Annotated in this window: 14 protein-coding genes; 5 read left to right on the plus strand and 9 right to left on the minus strand. The window is 60.5% G+C overall.

Annotated features, from left to right (window positions below; translation table 11 throughout):
* Positions 1 to 21: 21 nt before the first annotated feature.
* Together EDF57_RS06950 and EDF57_RS06955 are read right to left on the minus strand one after the other, a co-directional pair.
* Positions 22 to 2598 (minus strand): hypothetical protein, encoded by a 2577-nt coding sequence (locus EDF57_RS06950; RefSeq protein ID WP_134093606.1) that lies wholly within the window; start codon positions 2596 to 2598, stop codon positions 22 to 24.
* A gap of 220 nt (positions 2599 to 2818) precedes the next feature.
* Positions 2819 to 3268 (minus strand): hypothetical protein, encoded by a 450-nt coding sequence (locus EDF57_RS06955; RefSeq protein WP_134093607.1) that lies wholly within the window; start codon positions 3266 to 3268, stop codon positions 2819 to 2821.
* 46 nt (positions 3269 to 3314) lie between these two features.
* On the opposite strand from EDF57_RS06955, the gene EDF57_RS06960 reads away from it, so the two are divergent.
* The 3 genes from EDF57_RS06960 to EDF57_RS06970 all read left to right on the plus strand — a co-directional run bounded on the left by EDF57_RS06960 (position 3315) and on the right by EDF57_RS06970 (position 5477).
* Positions 3315 to 4217: a LysR family transcriptional regulator gene (locus EDF57_RS06960; RefSeq protein WP_134093608.1), complete on the plus strand. Its 903-nt coding sequence runs from the start codon at positions 3315 to 3317 to the stop codon at positions 4215 to 4217.
* A 124-nt stretch (positions 4218 to 4341) separates the two neighbouring features.
* Complete coding sequence (locus EDF57_RS06965) at positions 4342 to 4818, plus strand: nuclear transport factor 2 family protein (protein WP_134093609.1); 477 nt, start codon at positions 4342 to 4344, stop codon at positions 4816 to 4818.
* A 194-nt stretch (positions 4819 to 5012) separates the two neighbouring features.
* Positions 5013 to 5477, plus strand: a complete 465-nt coding sequence (locus EDF57_RS06970; protein WP_134093610.1) for a nuclear transport factor 2 family protein — start codon at positions 5013 to 5015, stop codon at positions 5475 to 5477.
* Between the two features lie 324 nt (positions 5478 to 5801).
* Here EDF57_RS06970 and EDF57_RS06975 read toward each other — a convergent pair whose 3' ends face one another.
* The 4 genes from EDF57_RS06975 to EDF57_RS06990 are packed head-to-tail and all read right to left on the minus strand — an operon-like array spanning position 5802 to position 8524.
* A complete protein-coding gene (locus tag EDF57_RS06975) occupies positions 5802 to 6368 on the minus strand; it encodes a DNA-3-methyladenine glycosylase I (RefSeq protein ID WP_134093611.1) in 567 nt (188 codons plus the stop codon).
* 20 nt (positions 6369 to 6388) lie between these two features.
* Positions 6389 to 7480 carry a saccharopine dehydrogenase NADP-binding domain-containing protein gene (locus tag EDF57_RS06980; protein WP_243840932.1) on the minus strand — a complete coding sequence of 364 codons (1092 nt, stop codon included), beginning with the start codon at positions 7478 to 7480 and terminating at the stop codon, positions 6389 to 6391.
* A complete protein-coding gene (locus EDF57_RS06985; protein WP_134093613.1) occupies positions 7371 to 7766 on the minus strand; it encodes a VOC family protein in 396 nt (131 codons plus the stop codon). Before EDF57_RS06985 ends, EDF57_RS06980 begins: the two co-directional genes overlap by 110 nt.
* 14 nt (positions 7767 to 7780) lie before the next feature.
* Positions 7781 to 8524 (minus strand): SDR family oxidoreductase, encoded by a 744-nt coding sequence (locus EDF57_RS06990; protein WP_134093614.1) that lies wholly within the window; start codon positions 8522 to 8524, stop codon positions 7781 to 7783.
* 136 nt (positions 8525 to 8660) lie between these two features.
* On the opposite strand from EDF57_RS06990, the gene EDF57_RS06995 reads away from it, so the two are divergent.
* Positions 8661 to 9554, plus strand: coding sequence for an AraC family transcriptional regulator (locus EDF57_RS06995; RefSeq protein ID WP_134093615.1), 894 nt, complete (start codon positions 8661 to 8663; stop codon positions 9552 to 9554).
* Positions 9555 to 9566: 12 nt separating this feature from the next.
* Here the strand turns inward: EDF57_RS06995 and EDF57_RS07000 are convergent, their stop codons facing one another.
* A complete protein-coding gene (locus EDF57_RS07000; RefSeq protein ID WP_134093616.1) occupies positions 9567 to 9938 on the minus strand; it encodes a cupin domain-containing protein in 372 nt (123 codons plus the stop codon).
* A gap of 143 nt (positions 9939 to 10081) precedes the next feature.
* Positions 10082 to 10408 (minus strand): helix-turn-helix domain-containing protein, encoded by a 327-nt coding sequence (locus tag EDF57_RS07005; protein ID WP_243840945.1) that lies wholly within the window; start codon positions 10406 to 10408, stop codon positions 10082 to 10084.
* Between the two features lie 994 nt (positions 10409 to 11402).
* Between EDF57_RS07005 and EDF57_RS07010 the strand changes: the two genes are divergently transcribed.
* The gene (locus EDF57_RS07010) at positions 11403 to 11762 is read left to right on the plus strand and encodes a LysR substrate-binding domain-containing protein (protein ID WP_134093618.1); all 360 of its coding nucleotides are present in this window, start codon (positions 11403 to 11405) and stop codon (positions 11760 to 11762) included.
* A 41-nt stretch (positions 11763 to 11803) separates the two neighbouring features.
* On the opposite strand, the gene EDF57_RS07015 is transcribed toward EDF57_RS07010, so the two are convergent.
* The gene (locus tag EDF57_RS07015; RefSeq protein ID WP_208324808.1) at positions 11804 to 13492 is read right to left on the minus strand and encodes a DUF5597 domain-containing protein; all 1689 of its coding nucleotides are present in this window, start codon (positions 13490 to 13492) and stop codon (positions 11804 to 11806) included.
* Positions 13493 to 13775: the final 283 nt, after the last annotated feature.

Genomic DNA, 13775 nt, shown 5'->3' on the forward strand with positions numbered 1-13775 from the left:
TCTCCTGCGTGCGATTGGGCTTCAGACGAAATATGGATCGTCTTGGAGGGGATAGTTATCCAATGTCATAAGCTCAAAGGCGATTCCCTCCTCCTTGAGCGCCTCCTCCGCGCTGGCCAGCCGTTTCTCCTGCTTCTTACCCGTGTCCATCACAGCGATGATGGCACGATCGGGGCGAAGCTGCAGGCTAAGCTTGACAACATCGTCTATGTCGGACGGCTTCAGGCCGGCCCAGGAGGATTTCACCTCGCAAATGATCGTCTTACCATCGATGACCATCATCAGATCCGTCTCTGAGACGGGACGCGGCCTCAGACCATCGTCGTCATAGAACCATGTGGGGCCGTCATAAAAGAAGGATGCTCGGGCATTTGATTTCTGCTTGTCGAGGACCCAAAGCAGTGAGAGGACGCTATGGTCGCGCAGCGCTTCTACGAGAAATTCATTGGCCCGGAATTGCCAGTCGTTCGAGATTGGTGCGCTGTCTTGCAGCCGGCAGATTTCGCAGATTAATGTTGGGCGCATCTCAGAAAGTCCGACCCAGTTGCGATGATGGCACTGGGGACATAGCCATTGCGTGCCCTGAAAAAGCATCTGGCGCGCTCGCATCTCTACGAGACATTCGTCGACTGCGGCGCGCTCGTGCGCGTCCCAGTCGAATTCGGAATTAGAGCTTCGCTCCTGACCATGCCTCTCCCAAAAGGCCTTACGATGGATGTCCCATCGTTCCACCAAAGCCTTGTGCTTCACAAAATGCTGGGGAGTTTTGAGTGAGCGCCCTGCCTTCACGATCAGATGTCCGAGGGCAATCCGGTCGTCCTCGTCGCCCAAAACATAAGTCGGCACTGTCGGTGCAAGCTCTTTCAGCTTGTTGATGACGGGCTGCACCTTCTCGCGCGGAAGGATTGGCGTCGCTCCGAGGCGTTTGAATTCCTCAATCCAATAAGGGTGAAGGATCAGGCTCTTTGCACGATCGAGGCCGCCGATCATGCCGAGGATGCCCATCAAATATCGTGCCTCATTGGAAGGCTGCATATCGGCAACCTTGGCTGGCGGCGTCGCCCTGTTTTCCGGCTGACCACGCCGGCTGTAAAATCCGTCTCGCACTAGAGCATGTTGCAGCGCCTCCGCCGGCGCCGGTACGGTGATCGACCGGACAGGCCGCTCCAGTCGCTCGAAAAGCGTCAGCTCACCGCCGAGCGTACTCCTCGGGAGATAATTGAGGTTCATGCCATCGGGCGGAAAAGATGCCTTGAAGGAGCCCGCCATGCGCCATCCTTTTGGAAGGAGCCACCAGTTCTTGACGCCCGTCCTGGGCGAAGGCCCGTCGAGTTCGAGGAGATAGTCGGTCGCCCAACAGCCCATCGCAAAGCTCTGCCGGGGCGGACAGTCACTCAGATGATCAGGGATACTTGCCGGCGGCTGCGCTACCTTGCCGTCCCACTGGAACTCTAGCCAATCAGGCCGTACGGTGAGACCAGGACCGTCGGTCCTGAGTATCGATGCATTCTCCAGCTCTTGTTTTGGCGGAACGACTTCATCGGCACTGTCGATGAATTCGGCCCGGCTCATGCTGAAGCAACGCGCGTTTTGCAGGCGTTCGCGCAGATCCTCCAGTTCGACAAGCGCCACCGAGGTCGATCTAACCGTCAGTCGATACTGGCCGCCAGTGCCGTCATTCACGTGATTAAAATTATTGATGAGGCGGGTGAGGAGCAAGAAGAAGTTGGGGTCTCGGGTCTGCTCCAGATCCACGCGGAGCCCGCAGAGGGAAGCCCCTTGCCAATGCGGGTTAAGAAGCCGCGCATTCCAAAAGAGCAGCCGGTCGGGGAAGCTCTCGCCGACGACCAAGTTGAAGGAATAGCTGAACCGGTTATGGTGCACATCGAGCTTCGAAGCAAAACGCGTGGCCGCTTGCGCTAAGCTTGACGTCTCCTTGGCGCAGAATTTTGCCAGCGCTTCCATCTCGTCATGAATGACGTTCAGGTCTCGCGGCAAACCATACTGCGGGTTCTCCCACTTGTCCTTGGCAACGATCGTCAAAAGCTGGGCGGCTTGGCGGGCATCGGCAGGGAAACCGCTCGTATGAAAGGACGAATGGTAAGTCCCGAAATTGTCGGCCAGAAAACGGGAGGGCTCTTCCGTGTACCAAGCGTCGATAAAGCCAGCCGGCTCGCGACCTGGGCCGTAGCCCCGATGGCGCGCTACGCGAAAGATTGTCGAAAGTGAGGATAAGGGCGAGACGCCGTAACTCGGTCGGAACCAGCCGAGATCCGGCTCTCCCTGTTCTCGGACCTGATGCTTCTCCAAGAGGGACGGTTGAAGGCGTCCGTGAATGCGCTCCTCTTCGTCCGAGGCGAGAGGTGCATACGCATAGACAATGTCCGGATCATAGGCCTCGAGCCAATCCCAATATCTCGCGGCAATGCGGCCTTGGCTGCAGGGGGCGATCAGGCTGAAGCGTCCGCCCCAGCGGCTATAGCATTCAGCAAATATGGCATCTAACTGAAGGTGCGCGTAGGGGCCTTCTTCAAGAAGATAAGCGATCCTGAGCGGTCTAGGCCTGCTCTTGCCTTCATGAGGTGCGCTGCTGATCATTCCGGATCTGTATCAGCTACTAAGAGACGCTTCTATACCGGCAGGAGGCCATCTAAACGGCGAAAGTCGTCGGCGTCTGCTGCGTCCGCAAATTTGCGAAAGGTCGCTATTTCAATCTAGGCGCCCTTATGCGGAAATTCCGGTATCGGCCCGTTAATGTTGCCTGTTCATGAGGTGAGTGAGGTAAAGGTGCGAATGTCCGGTGTTTCACCGAAACGGGTCATTGCGGCTTATGCTCGGGAATGGCGGGTAACTCCCAAAACGCGGCGTTGTATTGCAACGATGGCGGCGGTGCCGTGCTGCCGGCGGAAGCCGACCCTTTGTCGCCGTTCAGAGAGCGATTTTCGCTCCCCGGGTGCAGACCGTCCGGTTCCGGCTGCTCGCGACCAACCCAAGCCATTCCTGTGCGGGCGCCGAAATGACGGTTTGCGCCGAAACCGGTCCCTCGCAAGTTTGACAGCTGCCGGTCGGTCATACGCCCCTTGCGGCCGCTCAACTGCTCGATCCCCGCACCCAGAAGCGGAAACCCACCATAACCTTCATCGACCGGTGGGAAAGGACAACGCTTAGGACATTTCTGGCCTTTTGTCCGTTCTGCTAGATGGCGGATCTCCGGCCGGAAGTAGCCAGACGCAACCTGGCCATCGACTGCTGAAACTTGCTTGCGCATTCAACTGGGATGGTTCATCCGCCATTCCTCGTAGGAATAGGTGTGCATGGACCGCTTCGCTACATATCAGCTGCTGGTCCGGGTTGTCGAATTGGGTAGCTTTACTCGAGCGGCACAGGAGCTGGGCTTGGGGCAGCCAGCGGTCAGCAAGCAGATCGCCGCGCTGGAAGCCAGCATCGGAGCCCGGTTGGTCGAGCGAACGTCGCGCGGACTGCGGCCTACTCCCGCAGGGCTGGACCTGTACAATTCCGCAGTGCGTCTGCTCGACGATCTCGATGAAATCGAAGGGCGAGTGCGGAGCGGCAATCTCGGTCCGGCAGGGCTGGTTCGTGTTGCGACCCCGCCGGTATTGGGCCGCATGTTCATCATCCCGAAGCTGTCTTCCTTCCTTTCCCAGTTTCCTGAAGTGGAGATAGAATTCACGGTCGCGCAGCGGCGAGTGGACCTCGTGAAAGATGGCATCGACGTCGCTCTGCGGGTAGGCCACCTCAAATCCTCGAGCCTCGTCGCCCGCAAGATCGGCACCATGCAAATGGTCACAGTTGCCGCACCCAGCTATCTTGCAGATCACGGCACGCCCCTGACTCCGCGGGAGCTGGCGAACCACAGACTGATCGTGGGGCAGACCGACGGCGCAGCCCTGGATTGGCAGTTCAAGGGGGACGATGGGGCATTCTCGATCACCCCTTCCGGCTCGCTGCGCTCGGACGATGGCGAAGACCTGCGCGCGTCCGTGCTGGCGGGAATCGGCTTGCTGCATGGACCAATGGCTTTGCTTTATGGCGATATCCAGGAAGGTAGGGTCGTCCGGATACTCGAAGCCTTCGCGCCCGATGCCGTGCCGATCCATGCGGTGAGCATGAGCGGACGAAAGATGCCACCCCGCGTTCGCGTATTCGTGGACTTCCTTGCTGCGACCTTTGCGGCCGAGCCAGCCTTGTCGCCATGAACGTCGCCCTGCATTCCGTGAAGGAATGTTTGGTAGTCGCTAACGCCGCCTACAGCGGCCCCGCTGCTTTCCATAGATAGCATCCGTCTCGCGCAAGCGATCGACAGATAACAAGGAAAGCAAAATGTCGGCATCAAGCCAAAGCGCCATCTCAACCCTCGCTGCGGACAAGCTCGCTGTGGCGGACGCCCTCTATCGGTATGCGGCCGGCATCGATTTGCGCCGACCAGACGTACTGGGCTCCTCGCTCGCAAGCGATGCGACGATCGACTTTCGCGCCGCCGCCGCCAAGGCAGGCTTCGAATATCCGGTGCTCGAAGGCCGGGACACTATCGTCGCCGCGCTGTCGGGTTCGCTCAAGTCGCTGGACACCACGCATACCGTGAGCAATCCCCGCGTGGTCCTCGATGGCGAGAAGGCGCATCTGGAAGCCCTGGTCGAAGCGCAACACCTGCCTTCCGACGATCACGGCCGCCATTATATGATGAAGAACCGCTACGATGTCGAACTGGTGCGCGACGGCGAGACGTGGGTCATGCGCCGTCTGCTGATTGATAATGTCTGGCGCGACGGCGACCCCACCGTTCTCTCGGTCGTCTGAGACCCGGCGCCGTAAATCTCCCCCTGAACGAGGTCGACGCTGCAGGTGACTGCTGGGCGTCGACGCTCGTATAAGAGGAAACATACCATGAAACTCGCTGGAAAAATCGCACTGGTCACGGGCGCATCAAGCGGCATCGTTGCGGGTAAGCGGAGAGGCGATCGGGGCCGCTGGCGGCGCACGGGGCATCTAACATGACGAAAGAACGACGCTCCGTGCCGAGGCAGAGCGACCTCATCGACATTCTGGAAATCCAGCAGTTGAAGGCCCGTTACGCCCGCTTCGGCGATACGAAGAACTGGACGGAGCTGCGCCAATGCCTGACGGACGACTTCCACTGTCTCGTCGACGGCGCACCGCGTGCGTTAGTTGCGGCGCCGGATCGATACGAGGTTCACAGCGCTGACGATTTCCTGGCCAACGCCGTCAGGATGGTCGCTGAGGTACAGCCGATTCACCACCTGACTCTCCCCGAGATCGCGATAACCGGAGACGGAACCGCGACCGGCATCTGGGCCATCCAGGATTACCTGATCGCGCCGCACTGCATCTTCCGGGGCTGGGGCCATTATCACGACCACTACTTGAAACGTGACGGTCGCTGGAGAATCCGTGAAAGTGTGCTCACCCGGATCAGGGTCGAGGAGACCTGGCTTTAACACGCGGTCACTCTCCGGAGACCGCGGGTCCGACATGATGAACGGTGAAGAGCGTCCACTCCACTTTGGCTCGATCAATCACCGTATGGGTCGGCGACGAGGCCATATCATTCATCATGCCATGCGCGGCAAGATGCCCGGGATCTGCTGACTCCCACACAAGCATATCGACGATAAAGCCATCATCACGTTCACTGACGTGGCGCGAAACGAAGCCGGACTAATCCTCAAGCTATGGATCGATATTGGCATTCGTCGCGATGAAGTCGGCGATCAAAATGCCCTCCTCAAGGAGGAAAGTGGTGTTTTCGACAGCCCGAGGCATCACTCTTTCTGCCCTAGGATTTCATGCCTGCGGAAGCAGGCAGGCACATGATCGTTAGTGATGCCGACAGCCTGAAGCCATGCGTAGACGATCGTGGGCCCCACAAATTTGAACCCCCGCGCCTTCAGATCCTTGGAGATGGTCGCTGAAAGCGGCGTCTGCGTGTCGTAGACGCTGCCTTCGATCGGCCCACCGGCCGTGAAGGACCAGCAATAGTCGGCGAAATCCTCGCCGCGATCCTGCATCGCGTTGTATATCTGCGCCCCTTTGATTGTCGCTGCGATCTTGGCCCGAGCGCGGACAATGCCGGGGTTGGCCATCAATCGTTCGATGTCCTGCTCGTCGAACCGGGCAACCTGCTGCGGGTCGAAGCCAGCAAACGCTTCGCGGAAGGTATCTCGTTTGCGCAGGATGATTTCCCAGGAGAGCCCGGCCTGGAAGCCTTCGAGCATTAGCGTCTCCCACAACATGCGCGGGTCGCGCTCAGGGACGCCCCATTCGGTGTCGTGATAGGTCTGCATGAGCGGGTTGGAACCCGCCCATCCACAACGCTGCTTTGCTTCCACGGTCGGGCTCTCCTGATCAGTCACAGATCGATGATCCGGGTATCGGCGATCGTCAGCGCGAAATCATCGCCAAACAGCCCTGCGGGCGTCTGGAATCCTGGCCGCGCCTCGCCGCCGATCACCCGCCGAGCGGCCTCCGCCGCAGCGATGGTGGTGAAGGTATAGCCATTGACGGTATCGAGGATCGAACGAACGATCGTACCATCCGCGCCAGTTACCTCAACGGAAGCGTGGTAGCGATTGGCTTCCCGCTGCTCGGCCGTGGGTCCGTCCGGCATGGCGGCCAGATCGCCTGCGGGAAAGGCGCCGTCCGTTACATAAACGAAGGTCTCGATGTCCGGGATGTCCGTTGCCCGCCAGATCGTGATGAGATCGGGTAGCGTCACCGGGAAAGCCGTGGCGGGTCCGTTGCCGAAGTCGAAGCTGCGGACCTCGTCGGCGCCGCGGCCGACAAGCTGCCCATCGATGCGGCGCAGCGTCTCGGTCGTCACGTTCTCGCTGGCGCTAACCGCAGAGCCGCGCGAGAAACCGCCCGCGACATGCAACGCGATGCTGAGGCGGACGGGTTTCTCGACGCGCATCGCCGCATGTCCGGCAAGCGAACCCAGCATGGCGACGCTGCCCCCACTCCCCGGCAGCAACATGACGCCTGCGGCCTGCGCCTCGCCATCAAGGACCTCCGCAAGCCGGTAGCTGTCCAGTTCGGCCGCGATGTCGAGATAATGGGTTCCGGTGGCGATGCATGCGCGCATGAGCGGCTCGGCGGTGCGCATGAATGGCCCGGCACAGTTCAGCAGAACGCTGATATCGGCCAGTGAAGCTGTGGCGTCTTCGACCGGGAACAGGCGGTATTCTACCCCGAGTTCCTTGGCGATGGGTTGCAGCTTGGTTTCATCCTGCGCCCGTCCGGCGATGACGAAGTCCAGACCGTGGGCCTTGGCGTTGTTTGCGGCCATACGTCCGGTATAACCGGCGGCGCCGTAGATCATCAGTTTTTTCATGTCAGTGCTGCCAGTTCTTGTAAGTGAATTCGAGGCTGTATCCGTCAGGGTCCAGCACGTTCGCGGCGTAGTAACGCGGGTCGTAGTGCAACCGGGCTCCAGGCGTTCCATTGTCGGTTCCGCCGGCGGCGATGGCGGCGGCATAGGCCGCGTCCACTTCCGCCTGCGAGTCCGCGACGAACCCGACATGGGCCGCTGCGCCTTCCACGACACCTGGCCTCAGCCAGAAAAAAATGCGGTTGTTCCTGCCGAAGCCTTTGAGGTCGGGATGCCCAGGAGGGCCATCCTTGCCATCGTAATCAACGCGCTGGGTGATCCCCAGAGGCGTCAGCGCTGCGGTGTAGAAGGCGATCGAGCGATCGAGGTCGCTGACCGACAGGAAGACGTGATCGAGCATGATTTTCTCCGAATTCAGATGATATAACCGCCGGCGACTTCTATCGACTGCGCATTGATCCAGCGGCTTTCATCGGAAAACAGCCCGGCGATCGCGCCGCCGACATCGTCCGGTTCGCCCACGCGGCCCAGCGCGGTCTGTCCGGCAAGGATGGCCTCGAACTCGTCGTTCAGTCCGCCGCCAAGATCGGTACGGATCGCACCCGGCGCCACTGAGTTGGCGCGGATGCCACGGTCGCCGAACTCTGCAGCCATGTAGCGCGTCAGCACCTGCAGGCCGCCCTTGAAGCTGGCATAGGGTGCGACCCCGGCGGTGGCCACGCGCGTCGTGGCGCTGGCCACGTTCACGATGTGGCCGCCATCGGCCATGATGGGGAGCAGCGTCTGGGTCAGGAAGAACGGACCCTTGAGATGCACTGCGAACAGGCCGTCGAACTCGGCTTCCGTCACGGTCGCGATCGGATTGAACACCCCGTATCCGGCGTTGTTAACGAGACCGTCGAAATCGCGGCGGTCCCAGGTCGCCTTGAGCGCCGCGCTCACCGCATCGCGGAACGCTGGAAACGTGGAGGTATCGGCAACGTCCAGCTTAAGGGCGACGGCCTTGCCGCCATCGGTCTCGATCCCGGCGACGACCGCATCGGCCGACGCGGGATTGCTGTTGTAGGTGAGAATTACACCCATGCCATTCCTGGCGCACAGGCGCGCAGCGCTGGCGCCAATGCCACGGCTTCCCCCGGTGATGATGACAATCTTCATGGCAAATCTCCTCGTGTTGCTGTCGTCCTTTCAATTACGCCAGGGCCGAGGGCTGCGCTCACTCGATCCTCTTTGATCCATGCCTATTCCTGCTTTTGACTTGGCGGAGGCATCAGCGCGTGGGATGATCCCGGCCATGATAGAGACCCTGAACGAACTGCGACGCTTGGCTGGCCATGCCGAAAACCGCCGTACTGACACCGGCATTCCGCGCGTTGCGATGGTCCAGGGTGCGATCCCCGAGCACCAGCTTGCCGCCGTCTACGATCCGATGATCAACCTGATCCTCACCGGATCGAAGACGATGACCGTAGGCGAGCGGACGCTGCAGTACGATCCGGCCACGTATTTCGTGATGTCCGTCGATCTTCCGGCGGTCGGTTCGGTCCATCCTGCCGTAAGCGGCGAGCCCTATCTTGCGGTCAGCCTGACGCTGGAGCCGGCCATCGTCGCGAACCTGCTCGCCGACCTGCCCAAACCTGCCGGAGGTGAACTTTACAGTCCGGGCTTCTCCATCGCGCCCGTGACCGACGAACTGCTCGATGCCTGGGTGCGAATGCTTCGCCTGATGGAACGGCCTGGCGACATCCCGGCGCTGGCGCCCGCCTATGAGCGCGAGATCCTTTACCGTGTCCTGCAGGGACCGCAGGGGTGGATGCTGCGCGATATCGCCGCGCCAGGAACCGCACTGTCACGCATTGGCGTCGCCATCCAGTGGATACGGCAGAATTTCACCAGCCCGCTCAGGATCGAGACCTTGGCCGCGATGGCGGCGCTAAGCGTTTCGGCGTTCCATCGCCACTTCAAGGCGGTGACGGCGCTAAGCCCGCTCCAGTACCAGAAGCGAATCCGCCTGCTCCATGCACGTTCGCTGCTGATCGCTGGCGAAGGCAATGCGACCTCGGTGGCGTTCGGTGTCGGATATGAGAGCGCCACCCAGTTCAGCCGCGAATATTCCCGCTACTTCGGCCTGCCGCCGTCGAAGGATGCCCTGCACATCGTGCGCAATGTCCATCCTTCGATCGCCTAGGACGCCCGGCGATCAGGCGTGGGGGATCCACGGACCTTCGCCGTGTACATGCACCACCGTATCTTCCTCGGACCAGGCAAAGTGCGGGGTGCCCGGCGGGATCGCCACCACGCCGCCCGGCGGCACGGCTATCCCCTTGGATCGGTCGAACGTTTCGCCGATGCCCACGTAGAGCGTACCCGAGATCACGGTGTTGCGATCGATGAACGGTGCCTGGTGTTTGTGCGGCGGCGTATCGATGCCGCCCGGAAACCGGACCCGTGCCAGAAACGGACCCGGCGAAAAGATCGTGCCTTCGACATCGACGTACTGAACGCCTGGTGCGCCCGGGAACTCCTTCCATTCAACGGTTTCGAACGTTTCGATGATAAGCTGGTCTGCCATATCGCACTCTTCTCTGTTCAGCGGGCCGAGGGGCGGCGTCGCTTTTCAGATGCGAGATAGAGCGGGCTGATTTACCCGCAAGAATGCACAAAAACGTGCGCCACGCACACGAATGTTCGTGCTTCAGGTGGTTCTGCGGCCACTCAACCGGCGTCTTTGGAGCGATCGTCATATCCCGATTGGGCTGTTTCAATCGTGGGCCTGTTCGTTTGTGCCCAAGCCATGAGCGTATCGAGTGGATCGATCAGTGAACGCCCCAACGGCGTCAGCTCATACTCCACCTTCGGCGGGATCGTCGCGAAGGCGCGGCGCTCAAGCATACCGTCGCGTTCCAGCGCGCGCAGGGTCAGCGTAAGCATCCGATGGGAAATGCCGTTGATGCCCCTTTGAATGGCGTTGAACCGGGTCGGGCCTTTGGCCAGCACGCCCACCACCATCACCGTCCACTTGTCGCCAATGCGATCGAGCACCTTCAACAGGGCGTGGCAGCCGGAATGGTCATCACCATCTGCAATGCTGTCGAGAGGGCCGGTGTTGTTGGAGTTTGGAATGGTGGAGTACCTAAGCTTCTCGGATCAACAGACGTACTCACCTGTGCCGACGAGCTCACATCGATCTTAGGAACAAAATGTTCGCAACGATTAAATTAGCACAAGATCCACTGTCAGGGAATCGTCAAGTAAGGACGTTGGGGCAAAGCTGCCGTTTTGCCCGGAGCTGCGCAATGCCGTATTTGGCCGCGAAGCAACGGCAGGCAAACGGCAGCTATCGCAGAATAGCAACCGCAAACCCCACGTTCCGCAAACGGCACGTCGCGCGCATCCTTGGAACGACGATTGGGCTTCAGCAATGGCAGGTGTTAGATGGGGACCTGCCATTCCCGGCCCGGCTCACGAACGCCGGTTTTGTCCCACAACGCGGCGTTTTGCGCCCGGCAAAACCGACCCTTATCGGTCGCTCCCCGTCCAATTGTTGATCCTCAGGTGCTGACGGTCTGCTTTCCCGGCAGGTGTCGACCAGATAGGCGCCGTTAGCTAGCAGTGATGCTAACGGCCGTTTGTTTCAAGAGCCGTCGTTCGCCTGCCGCCGACACGCGGTACTGGTCGCGTGGTGCACAGGAGGGGCGCTCCTCGCTTCCCAGCGTCCGGTAAGCAATGTCCCCAACTGACCCGGGTCTCGTCTTGCCACCATAACACTATGTGATTGCCTTTGATCAGGCCGCGCCGGATTTGCGCCAGGCGCGCGGCGAACTCATTTTGACGATGTCCTCGCGCTTCTGCCCGTGACGGTGCGGCCGGGTCGAGAGCTTGCGATATCCCCATGGTGCGCAACTCGTGGCCCAGCGCCTGCTTACTGATCGAGATCGCGAACTCCTCCCACATCACTGCACCAAGTCGATGATCCGCCAGCGCACGATGCCTTGCACCGCAGGGATCGGAACCAAGTCTCAAAACTATCCACCTGATGCCCGAAGAGATCATCGCGGTGTGCCACCATCGCCTGTTGCCGGTTGACGAACAGCCGACAGCGGGATGGCTCACCGAGCAGACGCTGATCCATAACGGCACCCCGGGTCGCGGCCTCAAGATCAATTCCACAGCAGCGTTGATTCAGGCGGCCATTTCAGGTCGAGGCGTCGCTTTGATGCGTAAGGCTCTGGTTGTACAGGAGCTGAAAGCCGGGCGCCTTGTCCATCTGCTCCTGAAGTGCTGTTGGCCGGTCAAATGGGCATACTACATGGTGGCATCGTCTAAGGCGCTCCGCCGCTACGAAGTGGCTGCCTTCCACGATTGGCTTGTGCGAAGAACCCTTTTAGACGGATGATGGAACACCGGTCAGGTGACGACCGGGTACCCTGAATTCCGCTAATTTGATCGCGGGCGCATCAGCTTGATACGGATGGCCCCGATGCGATCGGTCGGAACGATGCTGAGCCGCTCGTCTCCATTCAACACGCGGCCAACCTTCCAGCCTTGCGTATCGAAACGCCCTTCTTCCACTCGATCAACTTCGGCCAGCTTCGAGCCGATGGCGAAGTCCGCCGTGAAACCCTTCCCGACGACAAGAAAGGTATCGTGGCCTTCGTCGATGATCAGGCCGAACGCCCGGCCGTCTCCAGGGGCAGGGCGCGTGCCGGGGCCTTCGGTTTCACTGGGCAAAGGCGGCGGCGGTGGCGGTGCCTGCAATCCAACGTCGAGCAGCATCTGCTTGAGGAGCGCCATCGTTTCCTGAACGGTGATGCTGTAGCCGCCGAGCTTGATGACCACGGGCTTGCCATCATCCAACAGAACGCCGGCGATGCGTCCTTCGGCCTGCGCCTTTGTGATCGCCTGATCCATGCCGAACAACTCGGCGTAGGCTTGAGCCAGTTGTCCATCGGTCCGTCCATCCTCGATACCGAAGACAGAATAACCGATCGTGCGATGCTGGCCGAGCGCCCAGAAAATGTCGCCTGTCCGAAACTGTGCTTCCGGGACGAACAGCGGATTGCTGGCATGGTCATAGTCCGCCAGCACTTCCTTGGTGTTGGGGGCGTATATGTCGGGCGACAGCATGTCGAGCGATGGAGCCGCTGCGCGCCAGACGTCGAGCACCCGCTTTGCCGGACCGCCGCTGGGATATTGGCCGGCCATGGGCTGACCGTCCTGCGGGCCGAGCCAGCCATTGGCATACATCGGCAAGGCCAGTTCCCGCTTGCCCGCAGCAGCGAGCGCCTCCATGTAGCTGGCGAAATGCCAGGCCATGAAGACTTCCTCAGCCTGCCAATCGGTGCCGAACACGTCTGACCAGGTGCCCGAAGCGCGACGACCCTGACGGCTCCAGACCGCGTCCAGTTCCGGCTTCAGGCCTGAGCGATGGGCAGCGAGGTATTGGAGAAGTTGCGGCGGTACCGGGGCCTTCCAGGCGCGCTCTGCCAACGCCGAACGGTCGCGGCTGTCGCGCAGCATCCCCGTCTCGTTGTTGACCTGCACCATGATCACCCGGTGATCCGTGTCGACTTCGGCGAGATGTCTCATCAGTGCTACGAAGGCGGTGCGATCCGCTTTCAGCAATTCAGGCGAAAACACCGACAGCACCGGCTTTGGCATGGCGCCCTTGTAGGTGAATGCCTCTGACATCGTGCCCTGCGCGATGGCACGCGGGAATCGCCGCTCATTGCTGCGCAACCAACTGGGCGCGTAGGTCGAGGCCGCATTCTTGAATGCCCCGAACCAGATCAGGACAAGGCGCATGTCACGCTTTCGGGCTTCTGCGATCTGCGCGTCGACCGCTCGGAAATCGAACTGGCCTTCCTTCGGCTCGAAGTCCTCCCAACTAACCGTTCCGACCACCGTGCGAACATGCATAGCCTGCAGCTTGTCCCAGATCGGCTGCATATATTCGGGACTGGAGGCGCTGGAATTGTGCAGCTCACCGCCCAGCGCGAGGTAGGGCTTACCATCCACCAGAAGCTGGTGATCCCTAATCACAGGCAGCTGTTGGGCACTTGCTGCGGGGATCACTGCCAAAATGGCAGTCGCAGACAGTGCCAGGCGGCACAGGGTATCTCTCACAACGTTCCCCCACGGTATATCGTTATAGGCAATATTAGAATTATGATTCATATTATGCAACCCTAAGGCGGAGGGCCAGCGTTGCTCCTGCATCCCGATGAAGTAGCTCAGTGTTCGCTGTGGCTGACTCGCCGCAAACGGCAGCCCCGGCCCGCATATTGAGGAGCTCATGATGGGTAGCTATTTCAACCTCAGTACGAAATCTGGTCGGCCTCGTAACGGCCAGCGCTGATTGTTTAGAGGCAAACCGGCACCGACTGGCGAAATGTCCGTTTCGACCCTT

Origin of the sequence: Novosphingobium sp. PhB55 (genome assembly GCF_004368805.1) — a bacterium.
Taxonomy (GTDB): Bacteria; Pseudomonadota; Alphaproteobacteria; order Sphingomonadales; family Sphingomonadaceae; genus Novosphingobium.

What these genes read in the sequence shown, in the direction of transcription:
- EDF57_RS07000 (WP_134093616.1), bottom strand. Translation starts at nt 9,938, where the DNA reads ATGGCAGACCAGCTTATCATCGAAACGTTCGAAACCGTTGAATGGAAG.
- EDF57_RS06980 (WP_243840932.1), bottom strand. Translation starts at nt 7,480, where the DNA reads ATGGAACGCCTGGAGCCCGGTTGCACTACGACCCGCGTTACTACGCCG.
- EDF57_RS06955 (WP_134093607.1), bottom strand. Translation starts at nt 3,268, where the DNA reads ATGCGCAAGCAAGTTTCAGCAGTCGATGGCCAGGTTGCGTCTGGCTAC.
- EDF57_RS06995 (WP_134093615.1), top strand. Translation starts at nt 8,661, where the DNA reads ATGATAGAGACCCTGAACGAACTGCGACGCTTGGCTGGCCATGCCGAA.
- EDF57_RS06960 (WP_134093608.1), top strand. Translation starts at nt 3,315, where the DNA reads ATGGACCGCTTCGCTACATATCAGCTGCTGGTCCGGGTTGTCGAATTG.
- EDF57_RS06965 (WP_134093609.1), top strand. Translation starts at nt 4,342, where the DNA reads ATGTCGGCATCAAGCCAAAGCGCCATCTCAACCCTCGCTGCGGACAAG.
- EDF57_RS06990 (WP_134093614.1), bottom strand. Translation starts at nt 8,524, where the DNA reads ATGAAGATTGTCATCATCACCGGGGGAAGCCGTGGCATTGGCGCCAGC.
- EDF57_RS06950 (WP_134093606.1), bottom strand. Translation starts at nt 2,598, where the DNA reads ATGATCAGCAGCGCACCTCATGAAGGCAAGAGCAGGCCTAGACCGCTC.
- EDF57_RS06970 (WP_134093610.1), top strand. Translation starts at nt 5,013, where the DNA reads ATGACGAAAGAACGACGCTCCGTGCCGAGGCAGAGCGACCTCATCGAC.
- EDF57_RS07010 (WP_134093618.1), top strand. Translation starts at nt 11,403, where the DNA reads ATGCCCGAAGAGATCATCGCGGTGTGCCACCATCGCCTGTTGCCGGTT.
- EDF57_RS06985 (WP_134093613.1), bottom strand. Translation starts at nt 7,766, where the DNA reads ATGCTCGATCACGTCTTCCTGTCGGTCAGCGACCTCGATCGCTCGATC.